At 71.6% G+C, this 23,258-nt stretch carries 14 protein-coding genes; 6 read left to right on the top strand and 8 right to left on the bottom strand.

The window, feature by feature from the left end; genetic code table 11:
* Positions 1 to 7,536, bottom strand: a 7,536-nt coding sequence (locus tag KN815_RS28575) for a non-ribosomal peptide synthetase (RefSeq protein WP_216344783.1), incomplete at its 3' end; no start/stop codon positions are given.
* 289 nt (positions 7,537 to 7,825) lie between these two features.
* Here KN815_RS28575 and KN815_RS28570 point away from each other — a divergent pair.
* Positions 7,826 to 9,043: a cytochrome P450 family protein gene (locus tag KN815_RS28570; protein ID WP_216344782.1), complete on the top strand. Its 1,218-nt coding sequence runs from the start codon at positions 7,826 to 7,828 to the stop codon at positions 9,041 to 9,043.
* A gap of 82 nt (positions 9,044 to 9,125) precedes the next feature.
* Complete coding sequence (locus tag KN815_RS28565) at positions 9,126 to 10,199, top strand: MupA/Atu3671 family FMN-dependent luciferase-like monooxygenase (RefSeq protein ID WP_216344781.1); 1,074 nt, start codon at positions 9,126 to 9,128, stop codon at positions 10,197 to 10,199.
* Positions 10,200 to 10,296: 97 nt separating this feature from the next.
* On the opposite strand, the gene KN815_RS28560 is transcribed toward KN815_RS28565, so the two are convergent.
* The 3 genes from KN815_RS28560 to KN815_RS28550 are packed head-to-tail and all read right to left on the bottom strand — an operon-like array spanning position 10,297 to position 13,334.
* The gene (locus KN815_RS28560; RefSeq protein ID WP_216344780.1) at positions 10,297 to 11,091 is read right to left on the bottom strand and encodes an ABC transporter permease; all 795 of its coding nucleotides are present in this window, start codon (positions 11,089 to 11,091) and stop codon (positions 10,297 to 10,299) included.
* Positions 11,088 to 12,062 (bottom strand): ATP-binding cassette domain-containing protein, encoded by a 975-nt coding sequence (locus KN815_RS28555; protein WP_216344779.1) that lies wholly within the window; start codon positions 12,060 to 12,062, stop codon positions 11,088 to 11,090. Before KN815_RS28555 ends, KN815_RS28560 begins: the two co-directional genes overlap by 4 nt.
* Positions 12,063 to 12,107: 45 nt before the next feature.
* On the bottom strand, positions 12,108 to 13,334 hold the full coding sequence (locus KN815_RS28550) for a cytochrome P450 family protein (RefSeq protein ID WP_216344778.1): 1,227 nt from the start codon (positions 13,332 to 13,334) through the stop codon (positions 12,108 to 12,110).
* 352 nt (positions 13,335 to 13,686) lie between these two features.
* On the opposite strand from KN815_RS28550, the gene KN815_RS28545 reads away from it, so the two are divergent.
* From KN815_RS28545 to KN815_RS28530, 4 genes are all read left to right on the top strand, one after another.
* Positions 13,687 to 13,869 (top strand): hypothetical protein, encoded by a 183-nt coding sequence (locus KN815_RS28545; RefSeq protein ID WP_216344777.1) that lies wholly within the window; start codon positions 13,687 to 13,689, stop codon positions 13,867 to 13,869.
* Between the two features lie 261 nt (positions 13,870 to 14,130).
* Complete coding sequence (gene hppD, locus KN815_RS28540; protein ID WP_253209296.1) at positions 14,131 to 15,162, top strand: 4-hydroxyphenylpyruvate dioxygenase; 1,032 nt, start codon at positions 14,131 to 14,133, stop codon at positions 15,160 to 15,162.
* Positions 15,159 to 17,651, top strand: a complete 2,493-nt coding sequence (locus tag KN815_RS28535) for an aminotransferase class I/II-fold pyridoxal phosphate-dependent enzyme (RefSeq protein ID WP_216344775.1) — start codon at positions 15,159 to 15,161, stop codon at positions 17,649 to 17,651. Before hppD ends, KN815_RS28535 begins: the two co-directional genes overlap by 4 nt.
* Complete coding sequence (locus tag KN815_RS28530; RefSeq protein ID WP_216344774.1) at positions 17,648 to 18,757, top strand: prephenate dehydrogenase; 1,110 nt, start codon at positions 17,648 to 17,650, stop codon at positions 18,755 to 18,757. Before KN815_RS28535 ends, KN815_RS28530 begins: the two co-directional genes overlap by 4 nt.
* Before the next feature lie 84 nt (positions 18,758 to 18,841).
* On the opposite strand, the gene KN815_RS28525 is transcribed toward KN815_RS28530, so the two are convergent.
* From KN815_RS28525 to fabG, 4 genes are all read right to left on the bottom strand, one after another.
* Entirely contained in the window at positions 18,842 to 20,935 is a 2,094-nt protein-coding gene (locus KN815_RS28525) for an ABC1 kinase family protein (RefSeq protein ID WP_216344773.1), read from the bottom strand.
* A 162-nt stretch (positions 20,936 to 21,097) separates the two neighbouring features.
* The gene (locus tag KN815_RS28520) at positions 21,098 to 21,304 is read right to left on the bottom strand and encodes an MbtH family protein (RefSeq protein WP_216344772.1); all 207 of its coding nucleotides are present in this window, start codon (positions 21,302 to 21,304) and stop codon (positions 21,098 to 21,100) included.
* An 86-nt stretch (positions 21,305 to 21,390) separates the two neighbouring features.
* Positions 21,391 to 22,104 carry a 2-hydroxychromene-2-carboxylate isomerase gene (locus tag KN815_RS28515; RefSeq protein ID WP_216344771.1) on the bottom strand — a complete coding sequence of 238 codons (714 nt, stop codon included), beginning with the start codon at positions 22,102 to 22,104 and terminating at the stop codon, positions 21,391 to 21,393.
* A 26-nt stretch (positions 22,105 to 22,130) separates the two neighbouring features.
* Positions 22,131 to 22,877 (bottom strand): 3-oxoacyl-[acyl-carrier-protein] reductase, encoded by a 747-nt coding sequence (fabG, locus tag KN815_RS28510; protein ID WP_216344770.1) that lies wholly within the window; start codon positions 22,875 to 22,877, stop codon positions 22,131 to 22,133.
* Positions 22,878 to 23,258 lie beyond the last annotated feature (381 nt).

The following is a 23,258-nucleotide window of genomic DNA, read 5'->3' as shown; positions in this document are numbered from 1 at the left end:
GTGGGTCTCCGACAGGGTGAAGGACAGGTCGAACTTGGCCACGTCATGGCCGATCGGCTGCGGCCCCGCGACCACCCCGGGCAGCTCGACCCGGCCCTCGGCGGTGTTCTGGAACGCCAGCATCACCTGGAACAGCGGATGCCGGGACGCCGAGCGCTCGGGGTTGATCAGCTCGACCAGCCGCTCGAACGGCAGGTCCTGATGGGCGTAGGCGGCCAGGTCGGTCTCCCGCACCCGCTCCAGCAGTTCGGCGAAGGTCGGGTCGCCGGAGACATCGGTGCGCAGCACCAGCGTGTTGACGAAGAAGCCGACCAGATCGTCCAGGGCGTCGTCGGTGCGGCCCGCGATGGCCGTGCCGAGCGGGATGTCGGTGCCCGCGCCGAGCCTGCTGAGCAGCGCGGCCAGACCGGCCTGGACGGCCATGAAGAGGCTGGCCCGGTGCTCCATGGCCAGGTCGCGCAGGCCGCGGTGCACCTCGGCGTCGAAGCGGAAGGTGACCATATCGCCGCGGTAGCTGATGGCGGGCGGACGGCGGTGGTCGGCGGGCAGCGCCAGCTCCTCCGGCGCCCCCTCCAGGGCCGACCGCCAGAACGCGGCCTGCCGGGAGATGGTGCTGTCCGGGTCGTCCTCGCTGCCCAGCACCTCGTGCTGCCACAGCGTGTAGTCGGCGTACTGCACGGGCAGCGGGGTGAACTCCGGGGCCCGGCCCGCGCTGCGGGCCGCGTAGGCGGCGGACAGATCGCGGCCCAGCGGGGCCATGGACCAGCCGTCGCCCGCGATGTGGTGGACCACCAGCGCCAGCACGTGCTCGGTCCGGCCGAGCGCGAACAGCCGCGCCCGCACCGGGATCTCGGCGGCGATGTCGAAGGCGTATCCGGCGGCCTCGGTGAGCGCCGCCTCCAGACCGGCCTCGGTGACCTCGGCCACCGGCAGTTCGGGCACCACGTCCAGCACCACCTGGCGGGGGCGGCCGTCGATCTCCGGGAAGACGGTGCGCAGGCTCTCATGGCGGGCGACCACATCGGCCAGCGCCGCGCGCAGCGCCTCCCGGTCCAGCTCACCGGTCAGCCGCAGGGCCATCGGCAGGTTGTAGGTGGCGCTCGGCCCCTCGAACCGGCCCAGGAACCACAGCCTGCGCTGGGCGTACGACAGCGGCACCTCCTCCGGCCGCTCCCGCGCGGTCACCGCGCGCCGCGCCCCGCCCGCCTCGCCGATCAGCCCGGCGAGTCCGGCGGGCGTCGGCGACTCGAACAGGTCGCGCACGCTCAGCTCGGCGCCCAGAGTCGTACGGATCCGGCTGGTCAGCCGGGTGGCGAGCAGTGAATGGCCGCCGAGGTCGAAGAAGTTGTCGTCCACTCCGGCCTCGGGCACCCCGAGCACCTCGGCGAACAGCCCGCACAGCGCGGCCTCCCGCGGGGTGGCCGGCTCCCGCCGCTCGGCGTCCTCCCGTACCGGCGCGGGCAGCGCCCGGCGGTCCAGCTTGCCGTTGGGGGTCAGCGGCAGCGTGTTAAGGGCGACGAACGCGCTGGGCACCATGTACTCGGGCAGGGTGGTGGCCAGGTGCTTGCGCAGTTCGGCCGGGGCCGGGGCGGTCCGCCCGGCCACCGGGACGAGATAGCCGACGAGTTGGGGCGCCCCGGGCCGGTCCTGCCGGGCCAGCACGGCCACCGAGGCGACGTCGGGGTGGGCGGCCAGCGCCGTCTCGATCTCACCCAGCTCGATCCGGAAGCCGCGCACCTTGACCTGGTGGTCGGCCCGGCCCACGAACCGCAGTTGGCCGTCCCGGTCCCAGCGCACCAGGTCTCCGGTGCGGTACAGCCGGGATCCGGCCGGGCCGAAGGGGTCGGCCACGAAGCGCTCCGCGGTGAGGCCCGGCCGCTTCAGATAGCCGCGGGCCAGCCCGGCGCCGGCCAGGTACAGCTCCCCGACGACCCCCGCGGGCACCGGGCCCAGCGCGTCGTCCAGGACATAGACCCGGTCGTTCCAGACCGGGCGTCCGATCGGCGCCGTGGCGGGCCAGTTCGCGGGGTCGCGGGGCAGGGTGGTGGCCGTGATCACATGGCTTTCGGTGGGGCCGTAGTGGTTGTGCAGCCGCAGCCACGGGCGGTCGGCCTGGAAGGCGCGCAGCCGCGGGGTGAGCGCCAGCGCCTCGCCCGCCTGGGCGATCACCCGCAGCTCGCCGAGGGCGGCACCGCTCTCGACGGCGGCCTCCGCGACGGCGTCCACCACCAGGTTGGGGGCGTACAGCTCGTTGATCCGGTGCTCCTCCAGCCACCGGGTGAGGGCGGCGGCGTCGCGGCGCACCGCGTCGTCCGGGACCACCAGCGTCTTGCCGGTGAGCAGGGTGGTCAGGATCTCCTGGGCGGAGACGTCGAAGCTGATCGCGGTGAACTGCGCGACCCGCGTCCCGGCGCCGCCGCCGATCTCGCCGTGGTGCCAGGCGACCAGGTTGGCCATGGCGCCCGCGGGCATCACGACGCCCTTGGGGCGGCCGGTGGAGCCGGAGGTGTAGATGACATAGACCGGGGCGGCCTGGTGGAGCGGCCGGACGCGGTCCGCGTCGGTGGGGTCGGTGTCCGCCTGCCCGGCCAGCAGGTCGGCGGTCTCCGGTGTGTCGAGGGCGAGGAGCGGGGCCCGGTGACCGTCCGGCAGCACCCCGGTCCGGGTCAGCACCACCGAGGGCGCCGCGTCGGCCAGCATGAAGGAGACGCGCTCGGCCGGGTACTCCGGGTCGATGGGCAGATAGGCCGCTCCGGTCTTGAGCACCGCGCACACCGCCACCAGCAGCTCCGCCGAGCGCGGCAGCGCGATGCCGACCGTGTCCTCAGGGCCGGTGCCCCGTGAGATCAGCAGATGTGCCAGCCGGTTCGCCGCCGCGTTCAGCTCGGCGTACGACATCCGTGTGTCGCCGTGCACCACGGCCGTGGCGTCCGGCAGCGCGTGCGCCTGCCGCTCGAGCAGTTCGGGCAGGAATGCCTCGTCGAACCGGTGCGCGGTGTCGTTGTAGGCGGTCAGTTGGCGGTGCCGCTCGATCGGGTCGAGCAGGTCCAGGGAGCCGATCGGCCGCTTCGGGTCCTCGGCCGCCCCGGCCAGCACCCGGATCAGCCGGTCGGCGAGGTCCTGGACCGTCTCCCGGTCGAACAGATCGGTGCTGTACTCCATCCATCCGGCCAGACCGTCCGGCGCGCCGTCGGGTGTGCGCCGCTCGGTCAGCCCGACGAACAGGTCGAACTTGGCCATGTCGCCGAGGTGGTCGTACTGGTCCACCCGCAGGCCCGGCAGCGCGAGCTCGGCCGGGCGGTTGTTCTGCACGGTGAACATCACCTGGAACAGCGGGTGGCGCGCGAGGGAGCGCTCGGGGTTGAGCTGCTCGACCAGGCGCTCGAACGGCACGTCCTGGTTGGCGTACGCGGCCAGGTCGGACTCCCGCACCCGCTGGACCAGCTCGCGGAAGGTCGGGTTGCCGGAGGTGTCGGTGCGCAGCACCAGCGTGTTGAGGAAGAACCCGACCAGTCCGTCGAGGGCGTCGTCGGTACGACCGGCGATCGGCGTGCCCACGGGGATGTCGGTGCCCGCGCCGGACCGCGACAACAGCACCGAGAGCCCGGCCTGGACCACCATGAACAGGCTGGCCTGGGAGGTACGGGCGATGGTGAGCAGCCGCTTGTGCAGCTCCTCGGGGAGGTGGAACGTCACGGTGTCGCCCGCGTAGCTCGCCACCGCGGGGCGCGGCCGGTCCACCGGGAGGTTGAGCTCGTCGGGTATCCCGGCCAGGGCGTCCGACCAGTAGGCGAACTGCCTCGCGATCGCGCTGTTCTCGTCCGCCTCCTCACCCAGTACGCGCCGCTGCCACAGCGTGTAGTCCGAGTACTGCACGGGCAGCGGGTCCCACGACGGCGCGGTGTCCTTCAGCCTGGCCGTGTAGGCGAGCGAGAGGTCGTGGCCGAAGACGCCCAGCGACCAGCCGTCCCCGACGATGTGGTGCATCACCACGAGCAGGACGTATGTCTGGGCGCCGGTGCGGAAGACGCGCACCCGCAGCGGGAGTTCGACGGCCAGCCGGAACCCGGCGGACGCCTCCTCCTGGAGTGCCTCGTCCAGCCGCTCCGGTGCCGCGCTCAGATCCACCAGGGACAGGTCGAGTTCGGCGTCCGCGGGATCCAGCACCCGCTGGTACGGATCGCCGTCCACGTCCGGGAACACCGTCCGCAGGCTCTCGTGCCTGGCCAGGACGTCCCTGAAGGCATGGCGCAGCGCGTCCAGGTCCAGTTCACCGGTCAGCCGCACGGTGAGCGGGACATTGTAGATCGACTTGGCGCCCTCGAACCGGTCCAGGAACCACAGCCGGTGCTGGGCGAAGGACAGCGGCACCCGCTCGGGGCGCGGCCCCGCCTCCAGCGCGGGCCTGCCGTCCACGACCTGGTGCAGCCTGCGGGCTATCCCGGCGGGCGTGGCCGTCTCGAACACCGCGCGCAGCGAAAGCTCCTCGCCGAAGACCGCGCGGGTCCTGGTGACCAGCCGGGTGGCCAGCAGCGAGTGGCCGCCGAGGTCGAAGAAGTCGTCGTCCACCCCCACCTCGGGCACGCCGAGGAGTTCGGCGAAGAGCGCGCACAGGATCTCCTCCTGCGGGGTGCGCGGCCCGCGCCCGGCCGGTCCGGCCGGGCCGCCGGGCTCGGGCAGCGCCTTGCGGTCCAGTTTGCCGTTAGGGGTGAGCGGGAGTGCGTCGAGGGCGACGAACGCCGAGGGCACCATGTACTCGGGCAGCGAGGCGCCCACGTGCTCGCGCAAGCCGGCGGGGGCGGGCACCTCTTCCCCGCCCACCGGCACCAGATAGGCGACGAGCCGCTTGTCGCCCGGGGTCGGCTCGCGCACCACGACCACCGCACGGTCGATCCGCTCGTGCGCGGCCAGGACCGACTCGATCTCCCCCAGCTCGATCCGGAATCCACGGATCTTGACCTGGTCGTCGGCCCGGCCGGCGAACTCCAGCACCGGATCGTCGCCCTCGGCGTTCCAGCGCACCAGGTCACCAGTGCGGTACATGCGCTCGCCACCGCCCGGATACGGATCGGCGACGAACCGCTCGGCGGTCACCCCGGGCCGGTTCAGATAGCCGCGCGCCAGGCAGGGTCCCGAGACGTACAGCTCCCCGGTGACACCCGGCGGCACCGGCCGCAGCGCACCGTCGAGCACCCGCAGCCGCGCGGTGCCGAGGGCGGTGCCCATGGGCGGCGCCACCGCGCCGGACAGCGGCTCGCTGAGGGAGACACAGACGGTGCTCTCGGTCGGCCCATAGGCGTTGATCATCGTCCGGTTGCCGGACCACGCCTCGACCAGCTCCGGCGCGGACGCCTCGCCGCCGACCACCAGCAGGCGTATCGACGGCAGGTCCTCGGTGAGCACGGCCAGCGCGGCGGGCGGGATGAGCGCGTGGGTGACCTGGTGCTCGGCGACCAGGTCGACCAGCGCCCGGCCGGGCTGAAGCCGTGTCGCGGGGGCGAGCACCAGCGTGGCGCCGGTGAGCAGGGCGGTGTAGGTCTCCCAGACGGCGGCGTCGAAGCTGGGCGAGGAGAACTGCAACACCCGGCTGCCGGGCCCCACCTCGAACCGCTCGACGTTGGTGGCGACCAGACCGGCGAGACCGGAGTGCGTCACCATGACGCCCTTCGGACGGCCGGTGGAACCGGAGGTGTAGATGACATAGGCGGGGTTGGCGGACGTCGTCGCCCCCCGCCGCTCGCCCGGCTCGATATCGGTGTCCGGCCGGGCGTCGGTCTCGCGGACGGTGGCCGGGTCGTCCAGCAGCACCCTCGGCGCGGCGCAGCCGTCCGGAATCACCTCCGCCGACGCGGCTGTGGCCAGGACCAGCGCCGGGTCGGAGTCGCTGAGCAGATAGGCGATCCGGTCGGCCGGATAGGAGATGTCCACCGGCAGGTAGGCCGCGCCCGCCTTGAGCACCGCCAGCATGGCGACGACCAGCTCGGGAGAGCGCCCCAGGGCGAGCGCCACCACCCGCTCCGGCCCCGCGCCCCGCTCGATCAGGGTGCGGGCCAGGCGGTTGGCGCGGCGGTCCAGTTCGGCGTAGGAGAGCGAGGTGTCCTCGTGGACCAGGGCGACGGCGTCCGGATGGAGCCGCACCTGTTCGGCGAAGAGCGCGGGGACGGCGTCACCGCCCGGCAGCGGCCGTGCGGGCGTGCCCAGGGCGAGCATGCGCCTCGCCTCGGCGTCGCTCAGCAGCGGCAGCCGGCCGATCGGCTGTTCCGGATCGTCCGCGAAGGCCGCGAAGAGGCGGCGGAAGCGGTCGCCGAGCACCTCGATGTCCTCGCGGGTGAAGAGCTCCTGCCGGTAGCCGAAGTGCAGCCGCAGCCCGTCGCCCGGCAGGGCCGCGATGCTCAGCGGGTAGTGGTTGGCGTCGGTGCCCTTGGCGCCCGTCATCGTGAGGTCACCGGGCAGCTCGGGCAGGTCGTCCCCGCCCATGGGGTAGTTCTCGGTGACGGTGAGCGTGTCGAACAGGATGCCGCGCCCGGCGGCCCGCTGGATGTCCGGCAGGCTGAGGTGGTGGTGTTCGACCATTCCGGCCGCCTGCCGCTGCATCCCGGTCAGCAGGGACAGCAGGCTCTCCCGCGGGCTCACCCGCACCCGGACCGGCACCGAGTTGATGAACAGGCCGACCATCTGGTCCGCGCCGGTCAGCTCGGCGGGGCGCACCGATACGGTCGAGCCGAACACCACGTCGTCACGGCCGGTGAGCTGCCCCAGCAGCAGCGCCCAGCAGCCCTGGAACACCGCGCTCAGCGTGAGGTCGTTGCGCCGGGCGGTCTCCCGCACCCGGGCGGCCAGCTCATCGGGCATGGCGATGACCAGCTCGGCCGGTACGTCTCGCGCCCCGGTGTCGTCGGGCGCGAGCAGCGTGGGCTCCTCCACCTCGGCGAGCACGGTGCGCCAGGCGTTCTCCGCCGCCGCCCGGTCCTGCCGTTCCAGCCAGCTCAGGGCCTCGCGGTACGGCGTCACCGGCGGCAGGCCCGAGTCGTCGCCGCGACGGTGGTAGATCTCGAAGAGCTCGTACATGAGCCGGGCGGTGGACCACCCGTCGAGCAGGATGTGATGCGAGTTGAACATCAGCCGGCAGGTGCGCGGGCCCAGCTTGATCAGCGTGAAACGCAGCAACGGCCCGGCCCCCAGGTCGAACCGGTGCGCCGCCTCCTCGGCCGCGAGCCGCTCCAGCTCCCGCTCCTGGGCCCGCTCGTCGAGCCCGGTGAGGTCGACCTCCCGCCAGGGCACCGGGACTTCGCGCGCGATCACCTGCACCGGCCGGCTCAGCTTCTCGTATCGGAAACTGGCCCGCAGATTGGGGTGCCGGCGCAGCAGAGTGGCAACCGAGTCCCGCATGGCCCCCGCGTCCAGGGGCCCGTCGAGGTCGATCAGGATCTGGGCGACGTAGACATCGAGTTTCTCTTCCCCGTACAGGGTCTGAAACAGCAGACCTTCCTGTAGTGGCCACAGCGGAAGGACGTCGTCGATGGCTGCTCGCGTCATTATGGAAATCTCCACTCGTCATTCCGTCGGTCGCCGACACAAAAGGCTCGGTCGCCTGCCACCAGCCTGGATCGCCGAGTCTCATCTCCGGCCGGTCCACCAGACAACGGCGCTGCAAAAACTTCGTTTTGCGCGCCGCGCGGCACGGAAGTGGCCCACTTCGCCGTCCACTTCGAAGAATTCACACTGCCGCTGACCCGTCCGGTCCCGCCGTGCTGTCATCGGTTCGGCCGCGCGCCGTCGAGCGACCGCGGGCCCGCCACCCGCACCGCGACTTCAGGGAGTACTGGTGACGAACACCGGCACGCTGTCCCGTTACTGGATGTTCAGCGACGAGTACACGCAGGACCCCTATCCCTTCCTCGCCCAGTTGCGCGCGGAGCAGCCGGTGTGCCGGGTGGAGACCCCGGACGGGGTGCGGGCCTGGGTGGTGAGCCGCTACGACGACGTCCGCGACGCGCTCTCCGACCCCCGGCTCGGCCGGGACATCGGCAAGCTCTACGCGGCGCTGGGCAAGCAGCTCGGCCAGGAGATCAAGCCCGCCGACGAGATCAGCAACCACCTGGCCAACTCCGATCCGCCGCGCCACACCCCGCTGCGCAAGGCGCTCACCTTCGCCTTCACCCCCAAGCGGGTCAGGGGGCTGCGCGACGGCTGGGAGAAGGTGGTCGACGACCTGCTCGATACGATGGTCCGCGACGACAACCGGGATCTGGTCTCCGGGCTCAACGAGCCGCTTCCGATCATCACCATCGCGCAGCTCATGGGCGTGCCCGACGCCGACTGGCCGCGGTTCCTGGTGTGGACGAACACCCTGCGCCGGGTGGACGCCAGCGATCCGACGGGCATGATCGCCGAGCACACCCGGCAGTTGTCGGACTACCTCAAGTCGCTGATCGCCACCAAGCAGCGGGCCCCGCAGGACGATCTGATCTCCGCGCTGGTCCATGCCGACGAGGACAAGCGGCTGACCGCCGCGGAGGCGCTGTCCACCGCGTTCGCCCTGATGACCGGCGGCAACGACACCACCACCAGCCTGCTCAACGGCTCCTTCGCGGCACTGCTCACCCATACCGGCGAGGCCGACAAGATCCGGGCCGACTGGAGTCTGCTGCCGAACGCGGTGGAGGAGCTGCTGCGGTTCACCAGCCCGCTGATCAACTCCCTTCAGCGGGTCACGCTGGAGCCGGTCGAGCTGTGCGGGGTGAAGATCCCCAAGGACGAGATCATCATCATTTCGCTGGCCGGGGCCAACCACGATCCGCACGCCTTCGCCGATCGTCCCGCGGAGCTGGACATCACCCGTCCCAAGCCCGCGCATGTGAGCTTCGGCCACGGAATCCACTACTGCCTGGGCTCCCATATGTCCAAGGCGCTCACCGAGTTGGCGATTCGACGGGTCTATGAACGCTTTCCCGGCATCCGGCTGGCCGTGCACCCCTCGGAGGTGCGTTATCGGCCCGGCCTGATGGTCCGCCCGATGATCGACCTGCCGGTGCGTTTCTGAAACGGCGCACACACCAGCGACACCGCCCGGGACCCGCCGTCAGCGCGCCCCGGGCGCTTTTCTTTCGCTTTCCGGAGGACTCATGGATTTCAGCCTGTTCTACTTCGCCAACAACGACACCGAGCAGCGCGACCGCTATCGGCTGCTGCTGGACGGCGCCCGGTTCGCCGATGACAACGGCTTCACCGCGGTGTGGACCCCCGAACGCCACTTCCATCCGTTCGGCGGGCTCTACCCCAACCCCTCGGTGACGGGCGCCGCGGTCGCGGCGGTCACCAAGCGGGTCGCGGTGCGCGCCGGAAGCGTCGTGGCGCCGCTGCACCACCCGATGCGGATCGCCGAGGAGTGGTCGGTCGTCGACAACCTGTCGGGCGGCCGGGCCGGGGTGGCGCTCGCCTCGGGCTGGCACGCCGCGGACTTCGCGCTCCGCCCGGAGAACTACGAGACCCGCAAGTCCGGGCTGATGGAGACGGTGGAGACGATCCGCCGGCTCTGGCGGCGGGAGAGCGTGTCCCTGACCGACGGGGCGGGCGAGACGGTGGAGTTGACCATGTTCCCGCCGCCCGTCCAGCCCGCGCTGCCGATGTGGCTGACCAGCGGCGGCACCCCGGCGACGTTCACGCTGGCCGGTGAGCACGGGATGGGGATGCTCACCCATCTGCTCGGCCAGGAGGTCGAGGTCCTCGCCCAGCGCATCGAGGAGTACCGCCGGGCGCACCGGGAGCACCAGAGCGCCTCGGCCGGGCCGGGGCATGTGGCCGTGATGGTGCACACCTTCGTCGGCACCGACCGCGACACCGTGCGGGAGACCGTGCGCGAGCCGTTCTCCCGCTATCTGGCCAGCTCCTTCGATCTGCTGATCAAGGCGGCCGAGGCGGCGGGCGCGCAGGGCGCGGACATGTCCCGGGAGCTGAAGAGCATGGGCCCGGAGGACCGCCAGTTCCTGGTGGCCCAGGCATTCGACCGGTACTTCGAGACCAGCGGGATGTTCGGCACCGTCGACGACTGCATGGCGATGCTCAAGCAGCTCGAGGACGCGGGGGTGGACGAGGTCGCCTGCCTGGTGGACTTCGGTGTGCCGACCGATGAGGTGATCGGCGGCTTCGAGCACCTGGCCCGCCTCCATGACACCTGGCGTGCGCATCTGGGGGGCTGACCCGGCGGCGCCCACGCCGAAGCCCGGACGGCCGAAAGCGGTCGTCCGGGCTTCGGTTTCGGTTTCGGTCCGAGTGTCTTGGTCCTACGGACGCGGCTCAGCGCGCGGCGGCCCGCTCGTAGGCCCGGTTGGCCAGCGGGATCACGACGATCAGCAGCCCCACCACCATGATCAGCGAAGCCGCCACCGGATGCTGCAACGGGAACGCCGGATCGGCGCCGTTCCCCGTGGGGTTGCCCCACAGCTCGCGCATCCCGGTGGTCAGGGTGGTCACCGGGTTCCACTCGGCCACCGGACGCACCCAGCCCGGCAGGTTCTGGGACGGGTAGAAGGTCGCCGACAGAAAGGTGAGCGGCATGGTGATCACCATGGCCACCGAGTTGACCGCCTGGGGATCGCGCAGCAGCAGCCCGACGAGCGAGCCGAGCCACGCCGTGGCGTAACCGAGCAGCAGCAACAGACCGAAGCCCGCGAGGGCCTTGAGCGGCCCGCCGTGGATGCGCCAGCCGATGAGCAGGCCGACGGAGAGCATCGCGCAACAGGAGATCGCGTTGAGCAGCACATCGGAGAGGGTCCGGCCGAGCAGCACCGAACCCCTGCCCATCGGCAGCGAACGGAACCGGTCCACCAGCCCGTTGGAGAGGTCCTCGGCCACCCCCACACCGGTGTTGATGACGCCGGCCAGCATCATCTGAGTGAAGATGCCCGCCATGATGTACTCGTGGTAGTCGCCCTCCGGCACGTTCATCGAACTGCCGAAGAGATAGCCGAAGAGGAACACGAACATGATCGGCATCAGGGTGATGCTGAGGATCCGCTGCGGTGCCCGCCTCAGATGCCGTATGTGGCGGCCCGCCAGGGCGAGCGCGTCGCTCAGGACATAGGTGGTCATCGGCTCGTCGTCTCCAATTCGGGTTCGGGTCCGGCTCCGGTCAGCTCCAGGAACACGTCGTCCAGCGAGGGGCGCCGCACCAGGAAGTCGACCACCTCCACCGAGGCCCCCTGGAGCTCGGACGCCGCCGCGGAGACACCGGCGATACCGGTCTCCAGCGCGATCGACACCCGCATCCCGCGGTCGTCGACGACCGGTGGGGCGGAGCCCCGCGGGGAGATCCGGGCCAGCGCGACCCGGGCGGCCTCCACCATCTCGGTGGTCCGTACGGTGATCTCCAGCCGCTCGCCGCCGACCTTCTTCTTCAGCTCGTCGGGCGTGCCCTCCGCCGCCACCAGCCCCTTGTCGATCAGCGCGATGCGATGGGCGAGCTGATCGGCCTCCTCCAGATACTGGGTGGTCAGCAGCACGGTCACCCCCTCGGCGACCTGTTTGCGGACCATGTCCCACAGCGCGTTCCGGCTGACCGGGTCGAGGCCCGTGGACGGCTCGTCCAGGAAGATCACCGGCGGGCTCCCGATCAGGCTGGCGCCCAGGTCCAGCCTGCGGCGCATACCGCCCGAGTAGGTCTTGACCACCCGGTCGGCGGCACCGGTGAGGTCGAACATCTCCAGTACCTCATCCGCGCGGGCACGGGCCCGCTTGCGGCCCATGTGCAGCAGCGTTCCCATCAGCACCAGGTTCTCGCGGCCGGTCAACTGACCGTCCAGCGCGGCGTACTGACCCGTCAGCCCGATGCTGCGGCGCACCTCGTGGGCCTGGGTCAGCACGTCGTGACCCGCCACCGTGGCGGTGCCCTCATCGGGCTTGATCAGCGTCGCCAGGGTGCGCACCGTGGTCGTCTTGCCGGCGCCGTTGGGGCCCAGGAGCCCGTAGACCGTGCCCGCCTCGACGGACAGGTCGATGCCGCCCAGCACCTCGTTGCCGCCGTAGCGCTTCCGCAGACCAGCCGCGGAGATTGCGATATCCATCAGACTCCTCTTCATCGGCCGGTACGCCGGTCCGGTCCGTCTCGCTCAGCCGAGCCGGACGGGCAGTGACTCCAGCCCCCGGGTCAGGTTCATCTCGCGGCGCAACTCCGTCGGCGCCACGGCCAGTTCGATCCGCGCGAAGCGGTCGAGCAGCGCGCCGACGGCGATCTCGGTCTGTAGTCGGGCGAGGGGCGCGCCCATGCAGTGGTGGATGCCGTGGCCGAAGGCCAGATGGCCGCCGGTCTCCCGGCGGATGTCGAACCGCTCGGGGTCCTCGAAGCGTTCGGGGTCGTGATTGGCCGCGCCGAGCGAGACGATGACGAACTCGTCGGCCGGGATGCCGACTCCGGCGATCTCCATCGGTTCCGTGGTCACCGAGAGCGTGTTCAGGTGCAGCGAGTTGTCGTACCGGCAGAACTCCTCGACCGCGCCGCGCAGCAGCGACCGGTCCGCGCGCAGGGCGGCGAGCTGGTCGGGGTGGCGCAGCAGGGCGAGCATCCCGTTGCCGATCAGATGCGCGGTCGTCTCGTATCCGGCCACCAGAAGCTGGAAGACCATCGAGACCAGCTCGTTCTCGCTGAGCCGGTCCTCGTCGTCCCGCGCCTGGATCAGCCCGCTGATCAGGTCGTCGGCCGGGTCGGCCCGCTTGGCGGCGATCAGCCCGGTGAGGTACTCCGCCATCTCGTCGGCGATCCGGTGCATCTCCTGCGGCTGGACGGCCACGGTCAGCGCGTTGGACCAGGCTCCGAAGGCGGCCTGGTCGGCCTCGGGGACGCCGATCATCTCGGAGATCACGGTGAGCGGCAGCGGGAAGCTGAACGCCTTCAGCAGATCCACCTCGCCCTGTCCGGCGATGTCCTCGATCAGGGCGCCGACCGTGTGCTCGATCCGCGGCCGCAGGGCCTGGATCTGCCGTGCGGTGAACGCCTTGGCCACCAGCTTGCGCAGCCGGGTGTGGTTCGGCGGGTCCATGCCCAGCATGTGCTCCACCAGCATCCGCTGACCGGGCGACTTCGCGGCGGGCTGCTCGACGGGGTCGACGCCCGCGTGCTTGGCGGCCAGCCGGGCACAGCGCTCGGGGTCCTTGTGCAGTTTCGGATCGGCCAGCGCGGTGCGCGCCGCCTCATGGCGGAGCACCAGCCACATCGGTGCCCCGCCGAGCACGACCCGCGCCACCGGGGTCCGCTCGCGGAGCCGGGCGTACACCGGGTAGGGGTCGCGGATGAAGTCCTCACCCAGCACCTCCGGCGTCCGGCTCGTCTCCTCGGGCATATCTCGGGTCCTCTCGGTCGGCCCGGGACGCATGTCGCGGACGCAGGGTGGGTGAACGACGTCTTGGACCCGTTGATAGCAGTGTTTTCCGCGCTTCCCCGGCGCACTTCGAGGATTTCTATCGAGCTCCTTCGGAGGGCGTTCGAAAGTCGTTCGGCCACTCCTCGGCGGTCATCCGGACGGAGGAGGGAGCGAAGGGGCGCTCCACCCGACGGCGTGTGGGTTTGCCTCCGCGGGAGGAGTCGGGCGCCGGGTGCGCCATGCCATGATCCTGGCAGCGATCCGGCAACGGACGCAGCTTCCCGGTGTTTACTGGAGGGCCCCGTGTCCGGAATCCTGACCGCCGTTTCCCGTGGCTATCGAAAGCTGCATGGCACTCGGCGGCGGCTGGCGCGGATCGCTCACCCATGACGTGGGCGAACTCGGCCGGCGGGCCTGGGTGTTCGTCAGCGCCTATCTGCCGCCGCTCGCCTGGGGGCCGCTGCCGGCAGCCGTCACCTACGCATACGCGGTGCGCCGCAAAGCGTTCAAATGAAGAGAATCGAATAAGCCGTTGCCACCGTCCGCCGACCGCCTTCCCGATCACCGCCGACCGCCCGAAAAGAGGCGATTGACGCGGTCGGCGGAGCTTGTTGACGGTATCCCCTCCGCCGCCTCCCGGAAAAATGCCGCACCCGCCTCTTTTTGACTATAGAAGAATTCTTGGCGGCCCATGGCACCGCTCCCCCGTGCCGGTAGCGTGCGATTCCACGAGTTGCACACACGTGTGGCGAGGCAATCGTCGGATGGGGACATCGTGACCGCGTATGACGTCGAGTACATCGAGATCTACACCAGCGATCAGCGGAAAACCACGGACTATTTCGTGTCCAGCATGGGTTTCCAGGAAAAGGCCCGGTGCCGGACCGGCGCGCTGGATTCGATACTCCTGCGCCAGAAGGACATCCAGCTCCTCATCACCTCGGGCCCCGGCACGGCCGACTTCCTCGCCGCACACGGTGACGGCATCGCCGACATCGCCTTCGCCTGCGAGGACCCCCTCGCGGCCCGGGAGGGCGCCCTGGCCGCCGGTGCCCGCGATCTGACCTCCGGCAACCCGGCAGGGCCCGCCGTCTCCGGCTTCGGCGCCGTCCGCCACACCCTCCTCAAGCGCACCGCGGGCCAGCCGCACGCACTGCCCCCGGGCCGCGACTGGATCGCCTCGCCGGAGCGCCCCGCCCAGGACGGCACCACCACCGAACTGCGGCTGCTCGACCACATCGCGGTCTGCCTGGACGCCGGCACCCTGCGCGACACGGTCCGCTACTACATCGACGGATTCGGCTTCGAGGAGTACTCCAGCGAATACGTCGCCGTCGGCGAGCAGGCCATGGACTCCATCGTGGTGCGCAGCCCCTCGGCCGGGATCACCTTCACCATCATCGAGCCCGACAGCACCAAGAAGCCGGGCCAGATCGACGAATTCCTGGAGCGCAACGGCGGCCCGGGCGTGCAGCACCTGGCGTTCCTGGTGGACGAGATCATCCCGGCCGTTCTCGAATTCGAGAGCCGGGGCGTCGAGTTCCTCCAGACGCCCGGCACCTACTACGACGCCCTCGCCGAGCGGATCGACAACCTCGACGAGGCGATCGCCGATCTGCGCAAGACCAATGTGCTCGCCGACCGCGACGAGTGGGGCTACCTGCTCCAGCTCTTCACCCGCTCGCCCTACGAGCGGCGCACCCTGTTCTTCGAACTCATCCAGCGCCACGGGGCCCAGGGCTTCGGAAGCTCCAACATCCGCGCGCTGTACGAGGCCGTCGAGCGCGCCCGGGCGGCCACCTCGTGACCGGCCGCACCGCCCCCTCCGGCGGCTCCCGGCCGCCGCTGTCCCTCGAGGAGTACGCCGAGCGGGCGCGCACCCGGCTGGACCCGGCGGTCTGGGACTTCATCGAGGGCGGGGCCGGGGAGGAGCGGACGCTCGCCGCCAACGGGGCGGCGTTCGACCGCGTCCGGCTGAGTCCCCGGGTACTGACCGGGGCGGGTGAGTGCGACCCGTCCACCACGATCCTGGGCCGCCGGTGGGGGGCGCCGGTGGCCGTGGCGCCCATGGCCTACCACACCCTCATGCACCCCGACGGCGAGACGGCCACCGCGCGGGCCGCGGGCGCGGCCGGCCTCCCGGTCGTGGTGAGCACCTTCGCCGGGCGGACCTTCGCGGAGATCGCCGCGGCCGCCACCGCGCCCCTGTGGCTCCAGGTCTACTGCTTCCGCGACCGCGACACGACCCGGCGGCTCATCGAGCACGCGGCCGCCGCGGGCTTCGAGGCCCTGGTGCTGACCGTCGACACCCCGCGGCTCGGCCGCCGGCTGCGCGACCTGCGCAACGACTTCCGGCTGCCGCCGCATATCGTGCCCGCCAACCTGCCCGCGGACCAGACCGACTACTCGTCGCCGTCCGAACACGGCCGCACCGGCCTCGACCCCGCGCTCGACTGGTCGGTCATCGCCTGGCTGCGCTCGGTCGGCCAACTGCCCGTACTGGTCAAGGGCGTCATGACCGCCGAGGACGCCCGGCGCGCGATCGCCGCCGGTGCGGACGGCATCGTGGTCTCCAACCACGGCGGACGGCAACTGGACGGGGCACCGGCCACCCTGGACGTGCTCGCCCGGATCGCCGCCGCCGTGGACGGCCGCTGCCCCCTGCTCCTGGACGGCGGCGTCCGCCGCGGCCGGGACGTCCTCGGCGCCCTCGCCCTGGGCGCGGACGCCGTACTGCTGGGCCGCCCGGTGCTGCACGGCCTGGCCGTGGCGGGCCAGGACGGCGCGGCGGGCGTCCTGGACCTGGTCCTGGACGAGCTGTCCGAGGCCATGGCGCTGACCGGCACCGCCACCGTCGCCCACGCGGACGCCTCGCTGCTGACCGGCGAGGATCCGCACCGCGGCGGGGCCCACGCCACGCTGCCGGCCGCGCCCGGAAACGCCGCCGCGCCCCGGAACGCCCCCGCGACCGAACTGCGCAAGCAGGATCTGCACCGCAGTGTGTCCGACCCGGTGCTGGACACCATGAACTTCCTGAACGAGATCACCGGCCGCTTCCCGGACGTGGTCTCCTTCGCCCCCGGCAGGCCGTACGAGGAGTTCTTCGACAAGGACGAGATCCTCGATCACATCCGCCGCTACCTCGACCACCTGGCCGCGGGCGGCGCCTCCGACCACGCCATCCGCACCGCGCTCTACCAGTACGGCCCGACCGCGGGCCAGATCCGCGGGCTGATCCGCGACTCGCTCCGCGCCGACGAGGGCATCGACGCCGCGCCGGAGGCGATCGTGGTGACGGTGGGCGCCCAGGAGGGGATGCTGCTGACCCTGCGCGCGCTTTTCGCGGACCCCGCGGACGTCCTGCTGGTCGCCAGCCCCTGCTACGTGGGCATCACCGGAGCCGCCAGTCTGCTCCAGGTGCCCGTGCACCCCGTCGAGGAGCGGGCCGACGGTCTCGACGTGGCCGATGTCGAGGCCGCCGTCCTCGCCGAGCGGGCCAGGGGCCGCCGCCCGCGCGCCTTCTACGTGGTGCCGGACCATTCGAACCCGTCCGGCAACACCATGTCCCGGCGCGCCCGCGAGGAGTTGCTGGAGCTGGCCGCCCGGCACGATCTGCTCATCCTGGAGGACAGCCCGTACCGGCTGGTCAGCCCCGGCGTCCAACTGCCCACCCTGAAGGCGATGGACCGGGCGCGGCGGGTGATCCACCTGGGGTCGTACTCGAAGTCGGTCTTCCCCAGCGCCCGCGTCGGATTCGTCGTCGCGGACCAGCCCGTGCGGGATCCGTCGGGGGCCGGGACACTGCTCGCCGACGAACTCGCCAAGATCAAGAGCATGGTGACGGTGAACACCCCGGCGCTGAGCCAGGCGGCCGTCGCCGGTGCCCTGCTGGCCTGCGGCGGCCGGCTCACCGAACGCAACGCGGTGCCCGCCAAGCACTACGGCGAGGCGCTCCGCGTCACCCTGGAGCAACTGGACCGGCACTTCCCCGAGGACGTCCGCGACCGGCTCGGCATCGGCTGGAACCGGCCCAGCGGCGGCTTCTTCCTCACCGTCCGGGTGCCGTTCCCCGCCGACAACGCCGCGCTGCTGCGCTCGGCCGGGGACCACGCCGTCATCTGGACGCCGATGGCCTACTTCTACCCGGGCCCCGGCGGCGAGCGGTCGATCCGGCTCTCCTTCAGCTATCTGAGCCCCGCGGAGATCGAGGAGGGCATCGGGCGGTTCGCCGCCTTCCTCCGGGCGGAGATCGAGCGCTGCGGCGCCACCGTACCCACACCGGGACGTGACACATGAGAACCGCCGTCGTCGTCGGAACCGGGCTGATCGGCACGTCCATCGCCCTCGCCCTGAGCCGCCGGGGCGTCCTGGTGTACCTGGACGACGCCGACACCACGGCCGCCAGGACCGCCGAGGCCCTGGGGGCCGGTTCGCTGGAGCTGCCTGCCGGGCAGGTGGACCTCGCCGTCCTGGCGGTGCCGCCCGCGAGCATCGGCACCGTGCTCGCCCGCTGTCAGCGGGACCGGCTGGCGCACACCTACACCGATGTGGCCAGCGTCAAGGTGCGGCCGCATGAGGAGGTCCGCGCGGCCGGCGGCGATCCGTCCCGCTACATCGGCGGACATCCGCTGGCCGGCGCCGAGCGCTCCGGTCCGCTCGCGGCCCGCGCCGACCTCTTCGAGGGCCGCCCCTGGGTGCTGACCCCCTCGCCGCTCACCGATCGCTCGGCGCTCAACCGGGGGCTGGAGCTGGTCTCGCTGTGCGGTGGCGTCCCCGTCCTGATGGACACCGACGCCCACGACCGCGCCGTCGCCCTGACCTCGCACGCCCCGCACCTGGTCGCCTCGATGATGGCGGCCCGGCTGGAGCACGCCGAGGCCGAGCACATCCGGGTGTCGGGGCAGGGGCTGCGGGACGTCACCCGCATCGCGGCGGGCGAACCCGCCCTGTGGAGCGACATCCTGACCGCGAACGCCGACGCGGTGGCCGATGTCCTCGACGGCTTCGCCAAGGACCTGGAGCGGCTGATCGCCGTCCTGCGGGCACTGCCCGGCACGGAGTCCGAGGCGCGCCGGCAGGCCGCCGCCGACCTCCAGGAGCTGCTGCGCCGCGGCAACCGGGGCCATGCCCGGGTACCGCACAAACAGCGTTCGCAGCCCGCCGAGTACGTGGCGATCCCGGTGGCCGTCCCGGACCAGCCAGGGGCGCTGGCCCGGCTGTTCTCCACCGTGGGGGAGGCCGGGGTCAATATCGAGGACGTGCGCATCGAGCACTCCCTCGACCAGCCGAGCGGCCTGGTCGAACTGCTCGTGGAGTCGACCTCCGTCGCGGGCGTACGGCGGGTGCTGGACGCCAACGGCTGGACCATGCGGGAAAAGCCGCTGCTGGTCGGCGACGCCTGAGGAACGCGGAATCCGGACCGGCTCCGCCCAGGAGCCGGTCCACGGGTGTGCGAACGGGTGTCCGTACCGCCCGGGATCCGGGCGCTAGAAGGTGTCGTGGCTGCCCGGCCGGCGTATCGCCGTGTAGAGGGCGCGCAGCATGAGGATCGCGCTGACCGCGAGCACCTGATAGCCGAGCAGCGGGAACAGCTCCACCTCCGCGGTGACCCGCGGCCCGCGCCCGGTGCCGAACACCACCAGGACCACCCCCATCAGCCCCGTGCAGGCCGCCAGCAGCGTGACCGTCAACTGGTGGATCAGCCCGGAGACAAAGCGCCGCTCCCGTTCGTCGGCGAGCACCCGCACCCGGACCGTGAACCGCCCCTCCTCCAGCGACGCGCCGATCCGCTCCGCCCGCCGGGGCAGCCGCCGCAGCATCGGCAGCGCGGACAGGAACTCATGGACCGCGCCCCGCGCCAGGGACGAGAACCCGGACGATATCCCGTCCTCCTCCTCGCTCCCCGGGCCCGTACCCGTGGCGCGGAACCGCAGCCGGGCGGTGAGGAGGTCCACGGCGATCGCCCGGGCCTCGTCGATCATGTTGAAGTCGGGGCTGACCCGGCCCAGGGTGCCCTCGATGGTCGCCAGCGCCCGGAAGACGGCGGCCACCTCCGGCGGCACGGCGAGTCCGAACCGGGCGAGCAGTTGGAACAGCGCGGTGAACATCTCGGTGTCCGGCCGCGCCCCCACCCCCAGGTGCTGGGCCATGAACTGCCCCAACTCGCGCTCCAGTAAAAGCGAGTTGAGCATGAGGTCCTCGCTCCTGGTGGCCCGCGTGCCGAGCAGCGCCATCAGCGCGTCATGCAGACCCGCCCGGTCGCCGCGGTCGACGGCCACCAGCATCTCCTGGAGGGCGTGCCGTACGGTCGGGTCGATACGGCCCACCGAGCCGAAGTCGAGCAGGCCGATCCGCCCGTCGTCGAGCAGCAGCACATTGCCCGGATGCGGATCGGCGTGGAACACCCCCGCCCGCAGGATCTGGTGGAGCATGGCGGCGAACGCGGTCCGGGCGATCTGACGGCGGTCCAGCCCCTCGCGGTCCGCGACGGCCGCCGCCCGGTCGAAGGTGACCCCCTCCAGCCACTCCTGGACCAGCACCCTGGCCGTGGTGAACTCCTCGTACACCCGGGGCACCCGCACCAGGGCGTCCGGCTCGTACCCGTCGCAGGACGCCGCCACCACCGCGGCGTTGTTGGCCTCGATCCGGAAGTCCAGTTCCTCCCGGACCGACTTGGAGAAGCCGTCGCCCAGATCCCGCAGCCCCATGGCATGGGAGGACCGGGACCGCTGCTGGAGGCTGCGGGTGATCGCGACGACGATGTCCAGATCGCGCTCGACCCGCTCGCGGATCCCCGGGCGCTGGACCTTGACCACGACCACCGGGCCGCCGGTCAGCTTGGCGCGGTGGACCTGGGCGATGGAGGCGGCGGCGAGCGGGATCTGCTCGATCCACTCGAAGGCGTCGTCCACCGGCCTGCCCAACTCCTCGCGGAGCAGCGCCGCCACCTCCCCCCATGGGGCGGGCGGCACATCGCTCTGGAGCCGGCTGAGTTCGTCGATGAAGTGCGGGGGCAGAAGATCGCGCCGGGTGGACAGCAACTGGCCCAGTTTGATGAAGGCCCCGCCGCACTCCTCCAGCGCCAGCCGCAGCCCCCTGGCCATCCGCTCGCCGAACTCGCCCGGCCGCAGGGCCCGTTCCAGACTGTGCCGGCTGCGCAGCGGACGGCTCAGGCCGTGCCGCATGAAGATCCGGCTGATCTGCGAATAGCGGCGGGTGCGCCGCAGCCGGCTGCGCAGCGCCCGCCACAGCCGCATGGGCAGCGCCCAACTGCCCTGCGGCAGAAAGACCTCGGCCAGCACCAGGGCGGCCATCGCGGCGAGGACGGACACCCCGACCTGGACCCCGTACAGCACGCCCATGCTCTGCTGGTCGTGCATGGTCGGCTTGAAGGCGAGCATCGCGCCCAGCCCGACCAGACCGGCGCCGAGGGCGCGCAGCGGGCCCACCCGGATGCCGAGCAGCCGGCCGGAGATCGCCGAGACGCCGAAGACGAAGACGCCCACCGACGACACCGCGATCAGCATGATCAGCAGTCCGAAGGACAGGTCGTCGATGCTGGTGGCTGCCAGCCAGGTCATGGCACGTTCCCCCGTGTGCGATGAAGAGGGTGTCAACAGTAGTCCGGATCGTCCCGCTCGGACCGTGGCTGCCCGGATGTCATGCGGCGACCCGCCGGAAACACACCACGGGGCCCGACGTCAGGTTGTCGGGCCCCGTGGCAAGGGAGGAGGCGGCGTGCGTCAGCCCATCGCCTCGATCAGGCTCTTGGGCCGCATATCGGTCCAGTTCTCGTTGATGTAGTCCAGGCACGCCTGACGGCCGTCCTGGCCGTGGACGACGGTCCAGCCCGCGGGTACCTCCGCGAAGGCCGGCCACAGCGAGTGCTGCCGCTCGTCGTTGACCAGCACGTAGTAGCTGCCGTTCTCGTCCTCGAAGGGGTTGCTCATGGCGGGTTCACCTTTCTGCCGGGTCTATCGGGTCGACGAGGGTCTATGAGGTCTCTGGTCCATCGGGTCGTTTCGGGTACGTCCGGTCAGCCGCAGCCGCCGGCGTGCCCGGCGTCACCGGCCGGGACGAGCAGGGCCGGCTCGATCCCGCGGTCGTTCTCCGGTTGTTCGATGGCGACGGTGCGGGTCTTGGCACGGACGCTCGCGACAAAGCCCGAGAGCCGGTCCAGCCCCCAGAACTTGTCGTGCCGGTGGATGAAGAACGGCACTCCGAAGACTCCGTCGCGGTCCACCGCGCGCAGCGCCTCGATGCCCCGCCGGCGGATCTGCGGATCGTCGGCCGCACCGGCCAACGCATCGGGGTCCAGGCCCAGTTCATGGCCGATCGCGGCCATGGTGGCGCGCTCGGAGATGTCGATGCCGTTCTCCCAGCGGGCCCGGTACACGGCGTCGATGAAGTCCCGCCCGCGGCCGGCGTCCTCGGCGACCAGATAGGCGAGATGGGAGACGTCCCAGTTGGGAGCGGTGTCGATGGGCCAGACCATCCGCAGGCCGCGCTCGATGGCCGCCCGCTTGACGTCCTGGAGGATGTAGAAGTGCTTCTCCTTGGACATCGCGACATAGGGAAGGTGGATCCCGGCGTCGGCCAGCAGGCCCTCGCTCACCTCGTCCGGCTCCCAGTACGGGCGCCATTCGATCGCGTCCGCCACATCGGGGGCGTTCTCGGTGAGTTCACGGTAGGCGAGCCAGGAATAGGGGCTGCGGAGTGAGAAATACCAGCGCGGTGGCTTGACGGCCAACGGAACCTCCTGGGTTCGGGGCGATGCTAGATGGTGATGCCGCCGTCGATCTGGACGACGGAGCCCGTGACATAGGCCGCACGGTCCGAGACGAGGTACGAGACGAGGTCGGCGACCTCATCGGCCCGCCCCAGCCGCCCGAGCGGCACCGACTCCAGCGCCTTGTCCTTCACCTGGCCGGTGAGCACGGACGTCATATCGGTGTCGATGAACCCCGGGGCGACGACATTGGCGCGGATTCCGTACCGCCCGACCTCCTTGGCCAGGGCCCGGGAGAAGCCGATGATCCCGGCCTTGGAGGCCGAGTAGTTGGACTGGGTGGCGTTGCCGTACACGCCCGCGACCGAGGAGATGTTGACGATCACCCCGCTCTTGCGCTTCATCATGCCGAACACCACGGAGCGGCAGACGTGGTAGACGCCGTCCAGGTTGACGTCCAGCACGTCATGCCATTCGTCGTCCTTCATCAGCAGCAGGGGATTGTCACGGGTGATACCGGCGGCGGTCACGGCCGCGTCGACCGGACCGAGGGTCTGCTCGGTCTCGGCGATCAGCGCGCGCACCGCCTCGGCGTCACGGACGTCGAGCTTGCGGCTGAGCACCCGGGCCCCGGTCTCGGTGACCTCCTTCTCCAGCTCCAGGGCGGCCGCCTCGTTCGACTGGTAGCAGAAGGCGACATCGAAGCCGTCCCGTGCCAGACGCACCACCGTGGCCCGGCCGATTCCCCGTGAACCGCCGGTGACCAGCGCCACCCGGGATGCGTTCTCTGCCATTGGTTCTCCAAAGCGATTCGGCCGGCCGCAGGGGGCCGGAGGTCTGTTGCCAGGGGTCAGGCTTGGGCGGGGGCGGGCGCGGGGGCCGGGTCCCCGGGCCGCAGCCCGGATGTCCGTTGCCAGGGGTCAGGCGAGGGCGGGGGCGGGCGCGGGGGCCGGGTCCCCGGGCCGCAGCCCGGATGTCCGTTGCCAGGGGTCAGGCGAGGGCGGGGGCGGGCGCGGGGGCCGGGTCCCCGGGCCGCAGCCCGGATGTCCGTTGCCAGGGGTCAGGCGAGGGCGGGGGCGGGCGCGGGGGCCGGGTCCCCGGGCCGCAGCCCGGATGTCCGTTGCCAGGGGTCAGGCGAGGGCGGGGGCGGGCGCGGGGGCCGGGTCCCCGGGCCG

The sequence above is a fragment of the Streptomyces niphimycinicus genome (assembly GCF_018883605.1).
GTDB lineage: Bacteria > Actinomycetota > Actinomycetes > Streptomycetales > Streptomycetaceae > Streptomyces > Streptomyces niphimycinicus.
Note: the sequence above shows the minus strand (reverse complement) of the source record. Positions and strands in the feature narration are given on the sequence as shown.

What these genes read in the sequence shown, in the direction of transcription:
- KN815_RS28565 (WP_216344781.1), top strand. Translation starts at nt 9,126, where the DNA reads ATGGATTTCAGCCTGTTCTACTTCGCCAACAACGACACCGAGCAGCGC.
- KN815_RS28560 (WP_216344780.1), bottom strand. Translation starts at nt 11,091, where the DNA reads ATGACCACCTATGTCCTGAGCGACGCGCTCGCCCTGGCGGGCCGCCAC.
- KN815_RS28555 (WP_216344779.1), bottom strand. Translation starts at nt 12,062, where the DNA reads ATGGATATCGCAATCTCCGCGGCTGGTCTGCGGAAGCGCTACGGCGGC.
- KN815_RS28550 (WP_216344778.1), bottom strand. Translation starts at nt 13,334, where the DNA reads ATGCCCGAGGAGACGAGCCGGACGCCGGAGGTGCTGGGTGAGGACTTC.
- KN815_RS28530 (WP_216344774.1), top strand. Translation starts at nt 17,648, where the DNA reads ATGAGAACCGCCGTCGTCGTCGGAACCGGGCTGATCGGCACGTCCATC.
- KN815_RS28525 (WP_216344773.1), bottom strand. Translation starts at nt 20,935, where the DNA reads ATGACCTGGCTGGCAGCCACCAGCATCGACGACCTGTCCTTCGGACTG.
- KN815_RS28520 (WP_216344772.1), bottom strand. Translation starts at nt 21,304, where the DNA reads ATGAGCAACCCCTTCGAGGACGAGAACGGCAGCTACTACGTGCTGGTC.
- fabG (WP_216344770.1), bottom strand. Translation starts at nt 22,877, where the DNA reads ATGGCAGAGAACGCATCCCGGGTGGCGCTGGTCACCGGCGGTTCACGG.